We start from the raw sequence: 538 nt of genomic DNA on the forward strand, positions 1-538 counted from the left end.
TCAGGTCATCCTGACGCCGCCCGAGACGCCGCGCGAACCGCAGGTGGCCGGGGCACCCGGGCCGGCGGACGGGGCCACGTCGGCGCGCCCGGCGGGCGAGGCCACCGCACCGGTCGCCGCGCCCGAGACCCGCGAGACCGCGGCGGCCGAAACCGAGCCGCAGGCGGAACGCGCGGCCAGGGCTCCCGAGGTGCTTCAGGACCGGATGCCGGATCTCGCCGCTGCGGAGGCGTCGGCGCGGGCGCAGGACGGGCAGGACCTGGATGTTGCGGCGGAGGGGCCGGCCACCCCTGACGGCGCGTCCGCGGAACAGGAGACCGTCGCCGGGGCCGCCGATCCGGCCGCGGCGGATGGCGCGGAGCTGCAGCGTGACGCGAGCGCTGCCGAGGCCGGCGCTCCGGCGCCTGAGACGGGGCACGAGGTCGCGGCAGGGACCGGGCGCGTCCAAACCGATCCCGCCCCGGACCGGCCGGCGCCGCAGGGTGCGCCGCCCGGCGCGGGCAGCGACGCGCCGCAAGCCCCCGCCGGCGCCGCCCCG

The 538-nt window shown here is 81.0% G+C and carries 1 pseudogene; it reads left to right on the forward strand.

The annotated features are described in order from the left end of the window. Window positions 1-538: pseudogene (locus DRV85_RS19265) on the forward strand (hypothetical protein); the annotation flags it as partial.

Origin of the sequence: Rhodosalinus halophilus (assembly GCF_003298775.1) — a bacterium.
Classification (GTDB): Bacteria; Pseudomonadota; Alphaproteobacteria; order Rhodobacterales; family Rhodobacteraceae; genus Rhodosalinus; species Rhodosalinus halophilus.